The 14945-nt window shown below is 54.0% G+C and carries 15 protein-coding genes; 9 read left to right on the top strand and 6 right to left on the bottom strand.

From position 1 onward, the window contains the following. Window positions 1-76: 76 nt before the first annotated feature. From ACT3UM_RS21165 to ACT3UM_RS21155, 3 genes are all read left to right on the top strand, one after another. Window positions 77-1918, top strand: a complete 1842-nt coding sequence (locus ACT3UM_RS21165) for a DUF3413 domain-containing protein (protein ID WP_498902037.1) — start codon at window positions 77-79, stop codon at window positions 1916-1918. A gap of 158 nt (window positions 1919-2076) precedes the next feature. After that, the gene (locus tag ACT3UM_RS21160; RefSeq protein ID WP_498902036.1) at window positions 2077-2769 is read left to right on the top strand and encodes a hypothetical protein; all 693 of its coding nucleotides are present in this window, start codon (window positions 2077-2079) and stop codon (window positions 2767-2769) included. Further along, complete coding sequence (locus tag ACT3UM_RS21155) at window positions 2735-3541, top strand: isocitrate/isopropylmalate family dehydrogenase (protein ID WP_498902035.1); 807 nt, start codon at window positions 2735-2737, stop codon at window positions 3539-3541. The genes ACT3UM_RS21160 and ACT3UM_RS21155 overlap by 35 nt, the downstream gene beginning before the upstream one ends. 255 nt (window positions 3542-3796) lie before the next feature. Here the strand turns inward: ACT3UM_RS21155 and ACT3UM_RS21150 are convergent, their stop codons facing one another. Further along, window positions 3797-5158 (bottom strand): IS1380 family transposase, encoded by a 1362-nt coding sequence (locus tag ACT3UM_RS21150; RefSeq protein ID WP_498902034.1) that lies wholly within the window; start codon window positions 5156-5158, stop codon window positions 3797-3799. 128 nt (window positions 5159-5286) lie between these two features. Here ACT3UM_RS21150 and ACT3UM_RS21145 point away from each other — a divergent pair, with 128 nt between their 5' ends. Continuing rightward, a complete protein-coding gene (locus tag ACT3UM_RS21145; RefSeq protein ID WP_498902033.1) occupies window positions 5287-5928 on the top strand; it encodes a hypothetical protein in 642 nt (213 codons plus the stop codon). A gap of 70 nt (window positions 5929-5998) precedes the next feature. Here the strand turns inward: ACT3UM_RS21145 and ACT3UM_RS21140 are convergent, their stop codons facing one another. Together ACT3UM_RS21140 and ACT3UM_RS21135 are read right to left on the bottom strand one after the other, a co-directional pair. After that, window positions 5999-6643 carry an SOS response-associated peptidase gene (locus tag ACT3UM_RS21140; RefSeq protein WP_498902032.1) on the bottom strand — a complete coding sequence of 215 codons (645 nt, stop codon included), beginning with the start codon at window positions 6641-6643 and terminating at the stop codon, window positions 5999-6001. A 209-nt stretch (window positions 6644-6852) separates the two neighbouring features. Further along, a complete protein-coding gene (locus ACT3UM_RS21135; RefSeq protein ID WP_144816036.1) occupies window positions 6853-8349 on the bottom strand; it encodes a competence protein CoiA family protein in 1497 nt (498 codons plus the stop codon). Window positions 8350-8736: 387 nt separating this feature from the next. Here ACT3UM_RS21135 and ACT3UM_RS21130 point away from each other — a divergent pair, with 387 nt between their 5' ends. Together ACT3UM_RS21130 and ACT3UM_RS21125 are read left to right on the top strand one after the other, a co-directional pair. Further along, window positions 8737-9243 carry a LexA family protein gene (locus tag ACT3UM_RS21130; RefSeq protein ID WP_008958454.1) on the top strand — a complete coding sequence of 169 codons (507 nt, stop codon included), beginning with the start codon at window positions 8737-8739 and terminating at the stop codon, window positions 9241-9243. Continuing rightward, a complete protein-coding gene (locus ACT3UM_RS21125; RefSeq protein ID WP_008958453.1) occupies window positions 9227-10504 on the top strand; it encodes a Y-family DNA polymerase in 1278 nt (425 codons plus the stop codon). The genes ACT3UM_RS21130 and ACT3UM_RS21125 overlap by 17 nt, the downstream gene beginning before the upstream one ends. A 352-nt stretch (window positions 10505-10856) precedes the next feature. On the opposite strand, the gene ACT3UM_RS21120 is transcribed toward ACT3UM_RS21125, so the two are convergent. Together ACT3UM_RS21120 and ACT3UM_RS21115 are read right to left on the bottom strand one after the other, a co-directional pair. Then, window positions 10857-11258: a hypothetical protein gene (locus ACT3UM_RS21120; RefSeq protein WP_008958451.1), complete on the bottom strand. Its 402-nt coding sequence runs from the start codon at window positions 11256-11258 to the stop codon at window positions 10857-10859. Between the two features lie 41 nt (window positions 11259-11299). Beyond that, window positions 11300-11512 carry a hypothetical protein gene (locus ACT3UM_RS21115; RefSeq protein WP_008958450.1) on the bottom strand — a complete coding sequence of 71 codons (213 nt, stop codon included), beginning with the start codon at window positions 11510-11512 and terminating at the stop codon, window positions 11300-11302. A 484-nt stretch (window positions 11513-11996) separates the two neighbouring features. Here ACT3UM_RS21115 and ACT3UM_RS21110 point away from each other — a divergent pair, with 484 nt between their 5' ends. Both ACT3UM_RS21110 and dmeF read left to right on the top strand, forming a co-directional pair. After that, window positions 11997-12266: a metal/formaldehyde-sensitive transcriptional repressor gene (locus ACT3UM_RS21110; protein ID WP_008958449.1), complete on the top strand. Its 270-nt coding sequence runs from the start codon at window positions 11997-11999 to the stop codon at window positions 12264-12266. A gap of 102 nt (window positions 12267-12368) precedes the next feature. Then, window positions 12369-13313, top strand: a complete 945-nt coding sequence (dmeF, locus tag ACT3UM_RS21105; protein WP_443604083.1) for a CDF family Co(II)/Ni(II) efflux transporter DmeF — start codon at window positions 12369-12371, stop codon at window positions 13311-13313. A gap of 332 nt (window positions 13314-13645) precedes the next feature. Here dmeF and ACT3UM_RS21100 read toward each other — a convergent pair whose 3' ends face one another. Continuing rightward, window positions 13646-14566 (bottom strand): bile acid:sodium symporter family protein, encoded by a 921-nt coding sequence (locus tag ACT3UM_RS21100; RefSeq protein ID WP_008958447.1) that lies wholly within the window; start codon window positions 14564-14566, stop codon window positions 13646-13648. A gap of 205 nt (window positions 14567-14771) precedes the next feature. On the opposite strand from ACT3UM_RS21100, the gene ACT3UM_RS21095 reads away from it, so the two are divergent. Then, the coding region (locus ACT3UM_RS21095) for a cation efflux transmembrane domain-containing protein (protein WP_498898776.1) at window positions 14772-14945 on the top strand (174 nt) is incomplete at its 3' end.

The following is a 14945-nucleotide window of genomic DNA, read 5'->3' as shown; positions in this document are numbered from 1 at the left end:
TCGAGGCCCAAGATAGCACCTCTCTCTACTGCCCTCCATACACAAGAACTGAGCTTAACTCTTCGAGAATTGGCTTGTGATTAACCATCTATTTCATCGCTGGCGCTGGATCGGCGCCTGGACCCTCGCTAACTTACTGCTTGCCTGGCTGATCTCGCTGCGCTATGTCGCCTATATCCAACCCGAGGGAGCTGAGCAGTGGGGCTACCTGCTATTGGTCTTCCTCGGCCATCTCTCATTGCTAGTGTGGCTTGGGGCGCTACCACTGTTCTTGCTGGCCACGTTGCTCCGTGGTATCGGACTATGGATAGTGACTACGCTGTGGGCGAGTGCTTTGCAACTGCTGCTCCTGCTGGATACCTTCGTCTATGCTCAGTACCGTTTTCACTTGAGCGGCTTCATCCTTGATCTGTTGCTCAACGCTGGCGGTGACGTCTTCAGTTTTTCTTGGATGGCTTGGGCGCTTGCCATCAGTGGCGTGCTGTGCATGTTGGTTCTGCAGGGCGGTATCGGCTGGCAACTTAAAAGGAAGCCGTTACCACGGATGGCGGGGTCAGCATTGGTGGTAAGCGTCATAGCCTTATTAGGCGTTCACGGCTGGCATGCCTGGGCAGACGCCCACTATGATCGCGACATCACCAGTATGACGCGCCATGTGCCAGTTTTCTATCCGGCCACGGCTAAGCGTTTCTTTGTTGAACAAGGCTGGGTAGATGCCCAGGCAGTGCGTGACCGCGTAGACTTGGAAGTGGTAGAAGGTAAGGCACAGGATCTGGTTTATCCGCAGTCGCCGTTGAGCTGTGAGCCGCCGAGCTCTCCGCATAATCTTCTGTTGGTGGTGGTGGATACCTTGCGCCATGACATGCTTAACCCCGAGGTGATGCCCAACCTCAGCCGCTATACCAGTCGACCTGGCTGGTTTCTGGCTAGCGAGCATAGCAGTGGCGGTAACTCCACTAAAGCGGGTGTATTTAGCCTCTTCTACGGTTTGCCGGTTACTTACTGGGATGCCTTCACCGCTAGCCAAACGCCGCCAGTGCTGATGGAACGATTAGAGGCCGCTAATTATCGCTTTCAGGTACTTTCGTCAGCGACGCTTGTGAGCCCCGCTTTTGACCGTAACGTCTTTGCTGGCCTCAAGAACATCTCGCTGCAGCCAGCCGAAGGAGAGCCCTGGCAGCGCGACCAACAGATTACCGATAACTGGCTGGCCTGGATGGATCAGGAAGATGTGGTACAAGAAGAGACCCCCTTCTTCGGTTTCCTATTCTATGATGCCGTGCACGGTTATAGTCATTCGCCTGACGTCGAGCGCTTCACACCCTATTGGGAGAGTATCAACCATATGAGTTTGGGGCCGAACTTTGATCGCGAGCCCTACTTAAACCGCTACCGTACTGCAGTGCGCTATGTGGATCAGCAACTGGGGCGGGTGCTCGATGATCTCGAACGCCGAGGACGACTTAAGGACACCGCGGTTGTGATCACCTCAGACCATGGTGAATCCTTCAACGAACACGGCAAGAATTACTGGGGGCATGGCAGCAACTACACCCCAGAGCAGGTTCAGGTGCCGCTAGTGATGCATCTGCCGGGGCGGGCCGGTGGCGTGCTAGAGCGTCGAACCCACCACGCCGATATCGCACCGACGCTGCTGGAAGAGCTATTGGGCTGTGAATCGGCTCCTCAGCGTTACACTCTGGGCCAAAGCCTGTTGGATGCAGTACCGCGTCGTGACTGGATGCTTTCAGGCAGCTATATGGGCTATGGTATCCTGATGCCCGACTATCAGATAGCTGTCCATCCTACCGGGGCCTTTGAGGTCTATGACTATCGCATGAACGAACTTGACGATGTTGAGCCTGAGGCTCGGGTGTCGAGCGAGGTGCTCCGAGCACTGTCGCGATTCTACCGTTAAGTGCATTAAGCATAAGGCGTAGCAGGCTTCAGTTAACGGAAGGAAATAGCTAGGCCCCCGCGACAACTCTTCAGCAGGGCATCATTGGCAAACGCGCCTGCCGATAAGCCCTCCTGACATCAAACGTCAACAGGCAATACATAGAGAGAACCGGACTAATGACAGAGAGCCAGCCACCATCAATCAAAGCATTAATGAGCGACAACCGCGTAAGAGTGATCGCAGGCATTGCGGTGATCGCGGTCATCTGGGCTATTGTGGCGCACAATATTGCAGGGTCGCGGGCGGAGAATGTTGAAGTGCTAGAAGCGCAGATGGCCAGCATGAATCGTGAGCAACAGCAGATTAAAGCGCAGCTGTCTGAGGTTGAAGCTGCGGAGCTTGATTTAGCAACATTGCAGCAAAAAACGAACAACCTTGAGGTTGAGCAAGCCGAGGCTGAAGCCTTGCTTGCTGCAACGCAAGCAGACATTGCGAACGCCAACAATGAATTGATGACACTGGCGGGAGAGCGTGAAACACGCCAAGAGAAAGTAGATGAACTCAATGCTCAGCTAAAAGAAATGCAGAGCGCCCTTAAGGAGCTTCGTGAAACATACGCTGAGCTAGAGGCAAAGAGACAGGATGCCGAGACCGCACGCGATACTGCTGAGCAAGCTCGTCAAGAAGCGGATGAGGCACGCAAGCAAGCTCAAGCTGATCTTGAAGCGCTGAACACGGAGATAGAAGCGGCCGATACGCAGCTTGCATCGCTCAATGAACAGGTAAATGCTTTGAGAGAAGAACGTAATGCCATCAGTAGTGAAATAGAGTCTTTTGAAACGCAGCGTAGCGAACAGACATCGCCTTGAAATCATTCACAATGTGAACCGCCACTTCGACCTTTATGGCAACGTTAGGCCAGCGATCAGCTTTCCTCGCACCCGTTCATGCTACGATGACATCGACCTGATCACGGAAAACAGCGCAGGTGCCTATCTCGCCGATGGTCAGAGTCTCTCTGAGGATGGTGAGGGCGCTCTGTCGAGTATTCGCGTGACTCGTCTAGGCTCTGAGCGCATCGTGCGATATGCCTTTGAGCTGGCCAAGCAGAACGGTCGTAAGATAGTCACCGCCAGACATAAAGCAAACATCATCAAAACCAGCTCTGGTCTGTTTTTAAACGTGGCTCGCGAAGTCGGCAGCGAAGATCCCAACATTGAATTCCAAGAAATGATTGTCAATAACGCATGCATGCAACTGGTAATGAACTCTCACCAGTTTGATGTTGTCGTAACTACTAACTTGTTTGGCGATATTCTCTCTGACCTGTGCGCGGGCCTAGTAGGCGGTTTGGGTTTAGCCCCTGGGGTAAACATCGGCGAAAAAGCGGCGATTTTTGAAGCGGTACACGGATCGGCACCGGATATTGCAGGCAAAAAACTGGCCAACCCTTGCGCTTTGTTGCTGGCAGCGGCTCAGATGCTTGACCACTTAGAGAAGAATGAAAAAGGGGATGCTATCCGTCAGGGGATCCACACCGTACTGGAGAATCGCTGCGATATGGTCACTCCTGATATGGGCGTCACCGGTACGACCGACATTTTCGCTCAAGCGCTGGTGGAACACCTGAAAAGCTCCTAATAGGTTCACGCAAAATATGTATATCCTGAATCCGTGAAGCCGGCGCCGACACTTTCCCTATCACCGCCAGCGAGCACTTTTTGATCATTCGCCCCGTGCAAGTTGGCTTTCGCAAGCCCGTTATTGCCAAAACCCACCGTGCTGATCGGTGCTGACGGCCCGTTTTGTCATGCCTTTCCACCCGCCAGGCACGACATATCTGGCGATCGCGTGTCGCTTGGAACTGCTTGTGGATAGAGTGTCGCCGATTGACGGTCAGCATGGCGTTCCTCGTGGATAACGCAGTCGGCTCCGCAGCGTCTTGAGCACCGTCATGCGCCCGATATCCTGCCCGAAGTCGAGGATGATCTGCCGTGCCTTGTGAATCACGAGAGCCGCACGGTGCACCAGCTCTTGTAGCACGGTGCGCAGCCGGCGCCGCTTGGCCGGGTGGCGAACCGGGCTCAGCTCGCCGGTCATGCCCAGCTGTCCCATCAGGCGCAGGATGTTGTAGGCCAACTGGGCGAGATGCAGGATCAGATCGTTGGTGGCGAACTTGCCGGACGGCAAGCGCTCCAGGTCGAGATCGGTCTTGATCTCGCTGTGAAACTGCTCATGGGTGGCATGCGCCTGGTAGCGTTTGATCACCGCCTCCGGCGCCTCGTCCAGGCTGGTCCACCAGCCTTCCAACTCATAGTCCGGTTCGAGCAGCAACTGGCCATCGCCATCGGCGGTGCGCTCTACCAGGCGCATCACGCGTTGGACGACGTATTCGGTCTTGTTGTCGTCGTGGATCGAGACGGTCTGCGTCCACAGCGCCTGGCGCTTGCCAGGACGCAGCTCTTCCCAGTAGTCCGCCGCCACCGCCAGCCAGGTATCTCGATCAGCCGTGGCCGAGCCACGCGGGTTCCATTTGACGACATAGTCGAGCCGGCGCCCCTCGTCGGCAAAGACCTGGCGTTGCTGTTCGAGAAGCGCCAGGTGCGCCTGGCTGTCGAAGCCGCTGTCCTCGCGTAACAGGATCGGTTGCTTGGTCAAGCATTGGGCGCGAGGCAGTACCCGCTCCAGGAAGGCGTTGCTCTCCTTCATGGTGTGCTGCTTGCCAGGCCGCAGTTCCAGACCCAGGCACCACCCTTCGTTGCCCAGATAGGCGGCGATCGGGGTGTAGCCATCGACCTTCTGGTAGGTCCGCGAGACGCCTTCCTTCTTCGAGTTGCTGTTGTCCATGACGAAGGTGTCGATGTCCAGGCAGACGTGCGTCGTCTCGGCGGTGATCGGTGCTTCGATCAGTGACAGCAGGGTCGTGGACCAGGTGGCGGTGCGCGCCTGCAGGTCGTTGGCGGCAAGTTTTTCCAGCCGCTGTCGCAGCGTCGCCGCGCTCGGCACCTTCTGCAGGGTCAGCAGTTGTTGGAAGGGCTTGTCGCGGCGGAAGTTCTCGACAGCGTCATAGTCGCTCATGCCCAGACACAGCAGGCCCAGGTAGCTCTTGATCACGTCACTGGTGCGCATGCCCAGCGTGGTGGGGAAGCGGCTGTCGATGCTGTCGACGCCAGCGATCTCGAAGCATTGCCCGATGATGGACAGCCCGGCGTGGCTGGTGAGGGTGCGGCAACTGGCGCGGAACTTTATGTTGGGCATGGCACTGTCTGGGTGAATGGCGATAATGGCTATATTGCCATGCAGGTCAGTGGGTTAGAAGTGCTTCCGGGGGCCGGTCTCACGGATTCAGGATGGTAGTTAATATTAAAAAAGGAGTATCCAATAGTATGATGAAAAGCATTTTGATTAACGCCTGTGTTGAGAGGCTTGAAGGGTTTAGAAAGTACACTGAAGAGCTGGATGCCAAGTTTCAAAGTGACAAACGAGCGATTGTCGAATCTTATGACTTGTCGCCAGATAAGTATGGTCAGGATGAGGACGATTACAACGATATAATCGAGTTTATATCCGACGATATACACGAGATAGAAAATACTTTCATCGACACATTCAGGAAGTCGACCCTCGTATCTCTTTACTCATTCCTTGAAAGACAGATGAACCTGCTGTGCAAGCGAGTTGAGAAGCAGAACCGCCTGCCGATCGCGGTGACTGACCTAAAAGGGGAAGGCGTTGTTCGGTCTAAGCAGTACCTAGAAAAAATGGTCAGCATAGACTTCAGTTCTGGCGGTATGAACGCTCTTTGGAGCGCTATAAGTGATTTGAATAAACTTAGAAACCAGATTGTTCACGAAGAGGGGTATGTGAAAAGAACGAATCCGACTTCGCGTATAGAAAACATTATAAACACCACTCCCGGTCTCGATTATGGTTGGAGCAACCAGCTGAAGATCGAGATGAGCTATATAGATTCTACTATCCACACTATTGAGCAGTTTTTGTCTAATCTTTACAACCAAGCTCTATAAGCCATGATCTGCACAATTTCCCGCCAAACATGTCAGCATTACCCTGGGTCCTTGAATATTAAGCCAAGCCCTAGGGCCTGGGTTCAGCCTGTAGTCGATCAGCTGGATACTGACGCATGAACGCTTTGCTCTCTGACGCTGGCGCTGTCAGCCAGTCCTTGAGCGCCCCGTTCGGTAAGACCACGACCATCCTTTTCTCGCTGCCCTGACGATGGTAGTTTCGCATCATTGGGTGGTCATCTGCGTTGACCGTGAGCATCGAGTAGCTATGCACGATTTCACCGTCAGGATTGGTCCAGCGCTCCCATAGACCGGCAATACTCATGAGGCCCCCATCTGCTCGAGTAATTCGAGTCGGAACCGCCTTCCCAGAGCGCCAGTCGGGCTCGTAGATAGCCGTCGCGGGGATGATGCAGTGCTGCCCCTGACGCCACGCGGAACGGAATGACGGCTTGCTATCGGCCGTTTCTGACCTCGCGTTATAAGTTCTCCTCGCCAGTTTAGTGTCCTTAGCCCAAAACGGCAGTAGGCCAAATATTCCAACCAGTGCCTCTAACGGGGGAGCTGCCTCGTCATGGGGGTCGCTCGATTGTGGCGCACGGAGAAACGGGCCGGAATACCCTGGCCAGAGTTCGCTTTGCATCTCTTGTTCTGGCGTAACTTTAAAGTCATGCAACAGCTGATCGGCATCAGGCGCCTCATATCGACTACACATGTCTTCTCCCTCCAAGTGAATCGCATTGAGCTGTGTTGCTAGGGATAACTGGTGTATCCAGCGTAAGTTTAGCAAGTGTTCACCGAGTATTGGCTGGTCAAGGATGCGCTGGTGGACAAGGCTAATTCTGGTGGCACCCTGCTCAAAGTCTTCGCGGACGCCTAGGCCAAGGCAAAATCAGCTGCTCTCTGCTTGAGTTGGTGCTGATGTCATGATCGCCAGCTGTTAGCAGGCTTGGGTATGAACGCAAGTTCATCCAGCTTGGCTGCTAGCAGATGAATCATATTGAAGTTGCTCAATTCGCCAACGAATTCTGCAATCGCGTCCAGGGGCCTTGGAAGCTGTTCCAGTGTCATTAATGCAGGATCATCTGAGAGAACCTGGTAGTAACGAGCAGTATTCAGCAACTGCTCAGCACGCTGAAGAGCGACAACTGGCTGATATCCGAACTCCCTGAGGCAGCGCTCAATGGCTTGGATTGAGATCCAATAGCGGCTATGGATGCTCTCACGGGTATAGACGACGCCTAGCAAGGCCACGAGTTTCCACTCACAAGACGGCACCCCGAACATCCAGTCATATTCTGTGCGTGTTTCAACCGCGGTAGGAATGGCTTCCAGGTCCATTTTGTGAATATCTCGTTCGAGGTTGTGCCGGGCCATCGGCAAGCAGAACCGTGTTGATGTGGCCACCTTGCCAGACCTGGCATGAATACGCTGACAGGACGCGAAAAGTTCCATGGCGAGATGGCGCATCTCATGAAGATCGAGTTGCTGACGCTCTTGCTCCCAAGTTTTCTGTTGCCGATGCCGCTCGGCTTTAGCTTCGAGTTGACGTGCAACCTCGGCTTCGCGTCGTCGGTTTTCGGCCTGCTCGGTCGCTTTTTCTTTCGCCCGACGCTGCTCCTCCTCCCGTTGGCGTTTTAATTCAGCGTGTTTCTGTTCCTGAACTTTAAAATAAGCTTCCATCCGGGCATGTTGTTCACGTTGACGCTGCTCCTCTTGTTCCCTTGCGATATTCGCCTGTGCTATTCGTTTGTTGGCCTTCTCGATCTGCTGCTGGAGTCTTGGGCGTAGCTTTTCCTGCTCCGCTTCGATCTTGGGATTTACGATCCAGTAGGCCCGTTGATAGTTAAATACATGCTCTTCGAGATCGGCCGGTGTTAGATTCCGTGGTATGTCCCCCAGGTCGATTTCGATGCAGCGCTGGCCACGGGACTCAAGCCGCTGCTGCTTTTCCGCGTCGATGAAATGGGTTACGGCCACCTCGACTAGGATTTCTATCTGACCCAAGCTCACGATAAGGTCAGGGCGGATGTCCCCCAAGCTGAACTCAAGTTTTGTGTCATCCACCGGCTGCCGATCGTGGCCTGGGAAAATGACCTTAGATTCGGTGTGCTTGTAGCCAAGGCTATCCTTCGCCTCAAGTACCGCCTGAAGCAGAGGAATGGGTATTTCCTTTCGGTCTGCGATCAACTGCTTTGCGGCTAGATGTATTCCTGTTTCAGTGCCCCCAGCGCATGGTCGGGTCCCTCTGGCATGTGCGAAATAGTGACGGACAATATCCCCCATTCTCGCTTCAAGCGGTGTTCTGCATTCAGGACAGACACAGCCGCAACGGCCACCGCGTTCGGCCCTTGTGAGCTGGCTGATATGCACCAACCTGTTATTGCGTATGCCGTAAGGGATTTTTGCGCTGTTTTTCATGTAATTGCCACAAGAGAGGCCGTGCTGTGGGAGCGTGCTCGATAGCTCTACCCTGGTAAAGGGATTAGTCGGCGTGAATTACAGTGGGAAGCAAACCGCCTTGCTCGATAGTGGTGAGCTGTTGCATAAAGTAGTCGCCGTTAGTCAGGGGCTCAAAGAGGTCAGCTTCGAGATGAGTTGATCATTCGTCGTTATTGCAAAGCATTTCGCAATGATACCAACGTGGTCAGACGGGATCGCGGATATAAATCAACGATACAGTCACCTCGGCTTGGTTTACAGGTCTCTTCAAGAAGTAAGGCCAAAGCTGATAAAAAGCGATGACTACTTGCAGAGAGGTTTACTCTTCTTCGATACTGTACACAAATACAGTAAAAAGGAGGGGCTATGCTTTATACACCACGATTTGAAAGGCCAGCCTACGAAAGCGGTCAGCAGGCTGAGGCCATTGTCATATTGGGGCAGTCTTCTGACCGTTCACGCCATTTGCTCCCTTTGATGGCCGGTGAGGTCAGGGCTGGTTTCCCGATACATGCAGAGGCCGAGGTTGACCGCATCCTCGACCTTACCGATCACCTTATTCCACGTCCGAGCGCCACCTATTTCTGCCGTGCAAAGGGGGACAGCTTAGAAAAATTCCACATCCTGGATGGAGATTTGCTCATTGTTGATCGCTCGCTTGAGCCACTGGATGGTGACATTATCGTGGTGTGTCTGGATGGTGAGCTTACCTGCAAGAAACTTGGCAAATGGCAGAGCCAACCAGCGTTATTGTCAGGTAACCCCGCCTATCAGCCGATCGCTCTCAGTGGAACCGATTGCGAGACTTGGGGAGTCGTCATTCACAACGTTCATACGCATCGCCGCAGGGGGTGTGATGATTGGCCACTGTGATTGCAACAACTTTTACGTCAGCTGCTTTCGTGTCTTCATGCCGGAGCTACGCGGTCGCCCAGTCGGGGTCTTGGCGGGGGGTGGCGGATGTATCGTGGCGCGGTCAAATGAGTTGAAAGCCCTTGGCGTGCCTAATGGCTTGCCCGCCTTCCAGCTCTCCCCTGATGTCCGTCGACAGACAGTGCTGCTTAGCTCGGCCTATGCCCTGTTTGGCGAGATGTCGCGACGGGTTGTGTCCACCATGCAGGCCCATACCGGCCCAATATCGGTGTACTCAATTGACGAGCAATTCATTGACTTGTCAGGACTGTCTACCGATGAGCTGCAAGCGCATATAACTGAACTACGGCATGTGGTCCAGCGCTCGACCGGGATACCTGTGTCGATCGGGGTGGCGCCGTCTCGCACCCTCGCGAAGGTGGCCACCGGCATTGCCAAAAAGCAGCCTGCCTTCAAAGGGGTCTGTGTCCTTGAGGCTGATCATCCCGCTACACTTGGCCACCTGGAGCGCATGCACATAACCGACCTGTGGGGCGTGGCCAAGCGAACGGGTGAGAAGCTGGAGCGTATGCGTATCCGCACCGCATTGGATCTTCGCAACGCGGAGCCAAGGGAGATCCGCAAGGGCTTTGGAGTGGTGCTCGAGCGTACCGTTTGGGAGCTACGTGGGGTTGATGTGATCCGGCTTGATGACATCGACCATAAACGTCAGAACATCATGACCAGTCGCACTTTCGGGCAGGCAACCAGCAACATGGAGGATCTGCGCGAGGCGGTGCGATCGCATGCCCAGGCTGGCGCGGAGAAGGTGCGGCGCCAGCAGTCGGTGGCACAGGCCATCATGGTCTTTCTCTCGACACCAAGGTTCCGCAGTGATCTTCCTCAGGACTACCCCAGCCTTACCCTGCCACTGCCGATGCCAACAGATGATAGCCGGGTAATAGTAGCCGCGGCCCAGCGTGCCCTGGAGATGATCTATCGCCGAGGTTATCAGTACGCCAAGGCAGGCGTCATGATGGTTGACCTGGCCGACCGTGATGGGTTGCAGATCGATATGCTGGACACCCAGGAGACTGAAGAGAGGCGTCAGCAGTCGGCAAAGCTAATGGGGGTGATGGATGCGCTCAACCGTGAGTTTGGCCGCGGCGCGGTCACGCTTGGGGGCATGAGGAAGAACGAACGATGGAGGCAGAGGGATACACGGCAGACACCGCGGTTTCTGACCTCTTGGAATGAAATACCAGAAATTAAGATGGGGTGAGGCCTGGCAATCCAAGGCTCCTCCCCGAGGCTGCCTATTCGCGGCCCTTCTTCCTTGGCGGGGGGAGAAGTCGGCTCACGAGGCGTTCGGCGAATTCCTCTGCGTCTACTGGCAGCGTGCCCCCCTCCTCCTCGATCGCGTTGGCGATAGTGGCACGCATCATGTAGGCCTGGACGTGAGGAGGAACCGGGTAGGTGCCGGCCCGCCATTCGTAAAGCCTGTTGAGGCGGTACTTGCTCCCGAGGTCATGATTCAGGAGCGCCAGCGCCTCCGCGTGCCGGCGATCGCTTCCGCTAGTGGTGAACAGTAGCCAGCTTTCTACGATGTTGATGGGTCGACCTCACTGTACGGGTTATTGATCGCGAAACGTCTTGGCCAGCTTGAGATGGTTGTCGAGGTAGTCTTGAGGGAGCCCCGCGGACATCATGGCGGCCTCCCCCGGCGTCAAAATGCCTTCCTCGGTTTCAAAGTCCTCTGCTATGCGCAAAAGTCCTTCCATGTTAAAGGGAAGCGCTGCGCCACGGAAGATGGCCGACAGGGTGCCTTGAAGCTCCGAGACGGTCGTTATTTCCTCGTGAGTGGTGCCAAAAATCCAAATGCCATCCAGGTTGAAGAAATACGTTTCCAGGGGCTCGTCATATCCAGCGACACCCCTCGCAATCCAATCGTATATGTCGTAGCCGAGCAGATCGAGGAAGCCTTCCTCCTCGTCGCTGGGTGAGTTAAGTACGTTATGAAACCCGTGTCGAGACATGTTTTCCTCCTAATTTTTGTAGAGCATACTGCATCAGTAGATCACTCGTAATCTCGTTCTTGACTCGCCGCCTCTTTGGTTTCGCATCGAGTCTCCCAGTCCGCCTCGGCAACCCAATCATTGACCCGTTGGGCTACCTTGTCCCAGCTTTCACCATTCAGCAGCTGATCGACCGCCTGCTGCTGCGCTTCCGGCTCTAGGTGGTTAAACAGAGTGCGCTGGCGAAGCTCGGCACGCGCTTCATTTGAGATCATGGCCATGTTTTCCTAGATCAGTTTCGATTATCAAGGTGCTTGCGAATCGTGAGGTAAGACAGCAAGCCGGTTACTATCCCTACGGGTGCGAGTAGCCCTATATTTGCTTGCTCTCCCAACGTCGCAACCATGTACAAAATCAGGGCACCTTGGATTCCAATTGCAACAGGGACGGCAATTAAAAACGCTTTTAGTTGGTTACCAATGACTGTCTCCTTTTCCTATGAGTCTGTTGTGTGTCAGCCAGAATTAGCAATTTTCACCATTGCTATGATTAACGTTGCTACTGCAACGCCAACCATTGCCACTGCGCCTCTTTTTTGGCCAAGATCATTTCGGACATGCGGCGCTCTTTTTACGGCTGCCGCGTGTCACGCTGGCGAGCTTCACCTACCTCTTTTCTCTTGCCAACATTTATACTGCCCCCTATTATATGTAATATACTATCCTCCAGTATAGTTCTAGCTTCATAAGAGATAGCCGCATGCATACGATCAAAGACAAATCGAAGTTATTAACCCGCGTTCGTCGCATTCAGGGGCAGACGGCCGCATTGGAAAGGCAGCTTGATGAGGAAGGCGATTGCACGGCCGTGCTGCAACAGATCGCGGCGATTCGCGGGGCGGTCAATGGACTGATGGCAACGATCATTGAGGGGCACTTGACTGATCACGTCGTCAAGGAACCTGAGCTGGAACAGCGACAACAAGACTTGGAAGCGGTGCTGCAGGTCATCAAGTCCTACCTCAAGTAGAACATCACGGAGCCGAAGCCTTAAGCAGAGCTTTGCCATCAATCGCCACCACCTTCATTGGTCGTTCTGACCATAATTTTTATCAACTCGGAGTACCGCAGGATGCATGGTCACAGGCTCGAAGAATGGCAACACAATCATGTTTTTGGTCAAGACCGTAAAAAATCCGGTGAAATACGCTCACTGATCGTCGTCGCTCTAACTGTCGTCATGATGGTGTGGGAAATTCTGGCCGGCGTCCTATACGGTTCGATGGCCCTCTTGGCCGATGGCCTTCACATGGGCTCTCATGCTGTGGCTCTGGGTATTGCAGCCTTCGCCTATGCATACGCTCGCCGCAATGCAGGCAATACACAGTTCTCATTTGGCACTGGGAAGGTCAATGCGCTAGGCGGTTTCACTGGTGCGGTCCTACTGGCAGGCTTCGCCCTGTATATGGTGATCGAAAGTATTGACCGATTCATCCACCCGGTCGACATTTCGTTTAATGGAGCTATATTCGTCGCCGTCATCGGCTTGATCGTCAATGGAGTATCAGCCTGGATACTAGGTGGGGAAGACCATGGGCATGGGCATGGGCATGAGCATGAGCATCATGATCATAACCGTCGAGCGGCTTACTTCCACGTACTTGCCGATGCCTTAACTTCGGTGTTGGCGATTGCTGCCTTGCTGGCCGGAAAGTATGCGGGCTGGAACTGGATGGACCCGATCATGGGGATCGTTGGTGCGTTACTCATCACTCGCTGGTCATGGCATCTATTGAAGGACACCTCCCGCGTGCTGCTTGATCAACAGTGCAGCGACTTGGAGCACGAGGTCAGAAAATCCATCGAGAATGACGATGTACGCATCAGCGATCTGCATCTCTGGGCCATTGGCCCAAATATTCACGCCGCCATTGTCTCGATCGTTTCGCATGCTCCCGAGTCGCCTGCCTTCTATAAGCAGCGTATTCAGGCTCAGTGCCCGTCGTTGGTACACATTACAGTCGAGACACAGCGCTGTCTCACTGGTTCGGAGAATACTGACCCCATTATAAGATGAGTTGATTGAGCGGGCTGGACCGAGATAGTCGGTTTTGGTCCGGGCGAGAAAGTGGCTATGCATTTAGCTTGGCCTTGCCCTCTCTCCAAGCCATGTAAGTGCCATTGTCCATACACGTTCCAGGCTTTGTAGGTACCTTAATGGCCTGAGAGACATATCAACCAAGAAATCCGACGAAGTGGGGAGTTGTTACCTCCCCATGATGCCCAGAGATCAACCAGATATTACGGATACCCTTTATAAGTAGGCGGTGGCTTTTTTGTCGGTAAGAGTAACCTGTACACACCGTATGCAGGTTGCTCTTCTGACGGAGAGCCGATACGGCCATCCCTTCAGTGGCGGGCGAGGATCTTCGCTGCGATGGGCGAAGTGATCATTTGAATCACGGCAAAAAAAGCGGCTGGAATCGCAATTTCTGATGGCAAACCGGAAGCAGCGACAAACGCTGCGGCGATGCTGAATTCCTTTTTACTGACCGTGAAAAGATAGGTAATCACCTCTTTGCGATCGGAAGTGAGTAACCGTGAGGACATACCTACCAGGTACCCCATCAAATTGAGGCACAGGGCCGCCCCCGCAATCACAAACGCATACCAACCATAGCCAATGATCGTGGAGGCATTCGGCCCAACCACGGCGAGTAGGATCAGCAGATACAAAATTGACCCTATCCCTGCATACGCTGAATCATGCCGTGCAAAGAAAGCTGAGAACCTTGTCCGCAAGCTGACCCCAATCACGGTAGGAACAAGCACGATTAGTGTTAATTCAAGAATAATTGATCCAAGTGGCACGTCTAACTGGAGGCCGGTAAGCCATAAAAACAGGAAGGGAACAATAAACGGACATAACGCAGTGTTGACTGCGTTGAAAACAGCGGCAAGCGCCACATTGCCTTTCGCCATCAGTACCAAAAGAGGAGAGGACACATCCGTCGGCAGAGTGCCGAGCAAGGTTTGGCCAGCAGCCAGCGGGCCGCTTCCAAAAAATAGACGGCCCGTTAGCCACCCGGCAATCGACATTGGCCCATAGACCAGCCCCAATGCCAACAACTGCCGTGACGGCTTACGTAACACGATGCGCACTGCATGCGCATCAAATGTGAGGCTGATGATCAACATCAGTAATGCTAGTAATGGCCCAATCGCGAACTCAAGCATTATTCCGGTGGCCGGAAAGAGTAAACCTACCCCCGCGACGACGATTACAAACCAGACAAGGTGCGCCTCGACAAAATAAATGAATCTACCCATGGTGGATTGGACGTTCCCGGTTGAAGTGGATTAAGCCCCGCACCTAAAACATGATCACCTTCGGCCCAGCACACAAAGGCTCGCTTGGGAGCTAGGAACGTGCTTTCCAATCCAGGGGTGCAAATAGACAATGCTCAAGGGTTGAAGCTTTAGTTGCTAGAGGTTTTATAGTACCAAGCACAGATAATTCGAGAGAGGGTAACAGATGGGACATCATCATGATCATCCCCACATTGATCCTGCCTCTGGCGACCGGCGCGTCAGCATCTCCATTTGGGCCAATGGGCTCTTAACCATCGCTCAAATTGTCGGTGGCATTATGGCGGGAAGCCTATCGCTGATCGCTGATGCGTTACATAACTTTTCAGACATGGCAGCG

It is taken from the genome of Halomonas sp. AOP13-D3-9, assembly GCF_052379125.1.
Taxonomy (GTDB): Bacteria; Pseudomonadota; Gammaproteobacteria; order Pseudomonadales; family Halomonadaceae; genus Vreelandella.
The sequence above is the reverse complement of the archived record's forward strand: the minus strand, read 5'-3'. Positions and strand labels throughout refer to the sequence as shown.

Coding starts and splice junctions, on each gene's coding strand:
- ACT3UM_RS21160 (WP_498902036.1), top strand. CDS start 2,077: ATGACAGAGAGCCAGCCACCATCAATCAAAGCATTAATGAGCGACAAC.
- ACT3UM_RS21150 (WP_498902034.1), bottom strand. CDS start 5,158: ATGCCCAACATAAAGTTCCGCGCCAGTTGCCGCACCCTCACCAGCCAC.
- ACT3UM_RS21145 (WP_498902033.1), top strand. CDS start 5,287: ATGATGAAAAGCATTTTGATTAACGCCTGTGTTGAGAGGCTTGAAGGG.
- ACT3UM_RS21140 (WP_498902032.1), bottom strand. CDS start 6,643: ATGTGTAGTCGATATGAGGCGCCTGATGCCGATCAGCTGTTGCATGAC.
- ACT3UM_RS21135 (WP_144816036.1), bottom strand. CDS start 8,349: ATGAAAAACAGCGCAAAAATCCCTTACGGCATACGCAATAACAGGTTG.
- ACT3UM_RS21130 (WP_008958454.1), top strand. CDS start 8,737: ATGCTTTATACACCACGATTTGAAAGGCCAGCCTACGAAAGCGGTCAG.
- ACT3UM_RS21125 (WP_008958453.1), top strand. CDS start 9,227: ATGATTGGCCACTGTGATTGCAACAACTTTTACGTCAGCTGCTTTCGT.
- ACT3UM_RS21120 (WP_008958451.1), bottom strand. CDS start 11,258: ATGTCTCGACACGGGTTTCATAACGTACTTAACTCACCCAGCGACGAG.
- ACT3UM_RS21115 (WP_008958450.1), bottom strand. CDS start 11,512: ATGATCTCAAATGAAGCGCGTGCCGAGCTTCGCCAGCGCACTCTGTTT.
- ACT3UM_RS21110 (WP_008958449.1), top strand. CDS start 11,997: ATGCATACGATCAAAGACAAATCGAAGTTATTAACCCGCGTTCGTCGC.
- dmeF (WP_443604083.1), top strand. CDS start 12,369: ATGCATGGTCACAGGCTCGAAGAATGGCAACACAATCATGTTTTTGGT.
- ACT3UM_RS21100 (WP_008958447.1), bottom strand. CDS start 14,566: ATGGGTAGATTCATTTATTTTGTCGAGGCGCACCTTGTCTGGTTTGTA.